Origin of the sequence: Mammaliicoccus stepanovicii (assembly GCF_002902525.1) — a bacterium.
Taxonomy (GTDB): domain Bacteria; phylum Bacillota; class Bacilli; order Staphylococcales; family Staphylococcaceae; genus Mammaliicoccus; species Mammaliicoccus stepanovicii.
On sequence record NZ_PPQZ01000140.1, the window covers coordinates 1,680 to 2,508 of the forward strand.

Genomic DNA, 829 nt, shown 5'->3' on the forward strand with positions numbered 1-829 from the left:
TAATAAAAAAATACCTTAAAACTAAGGTATTTTTTTATTTAAGGAGTTGATTATATGAATAAAATCATGCTTAAAAAAGGATTGTTCTGGGCATTAAATAACGAAGGAATTATTTTCTACTATACAAATACAAATCTAAGAAAAATTATAAAATCTGAAAATGATGAAAAGTTATTTGAATTACTCAAATTTATAAGTGACCCAAAATCAGAAGAAGAAATATCAAGATATTGTAGCAATATGGAAATAAAAGATTCGAATAGTATTGTTCAGTTTCTATTAAGGAATAAATATGCAGAAATACTGACTAGTGAATTTACCATTGAAAATAAAGAGAAGAGAATTGCGAATTTTATAGGTACATTTCCAGATACCGCTTATAAGGACTATAAGTATCATGCAAAAAATCTGAAATTTTGTTTTTTAGGTCTGGGTACAGCTGGTAGTTATACTCTAGATGCATTGTTGAAAATGGGATTTTATAATGCAACTTTAATTGATAACGATATTGTTGAAGAACATAATGTTATCTCTCAAAATTTTAGTTATGCTGATGTTGGCAAATCTAAAGCAAAAATTTTAAAAGATAAATATAATAACCTATCGCCAGACTACAACATACAATCGAAAAGTGAATTTATTAAAAATTTTAAACATTTAAATGAAATAGTAGATTTAACTTCTTTTGATTATTTGTTTTTATTCGCTGATGACTACCTCTTAACTTTAGAAATTATCGAAAATATTTTTTCTGTAAATCCAAATATAAAATTGATTCAAAGTGGATATGCTGTACTAGAAGTAGAGAGTATTGTCATAACTTCTAGAA

The 829-nt window shown here is 25.3% G+C and carries 1 protein-coding gene; it reads left to right on the plus strand.

Annotation, left to right across the window (positions count from 1 at the left end):
• Positions 1–54 precede the first annotated feature (54 nt).
• Positions 55–829 (plus strand): ThiF family adenylyltransferase (locus CD111_RS12340; protein ID WP_206124266.1); only part of this gene is annotated, 775 nt, incomplete at its 3' end.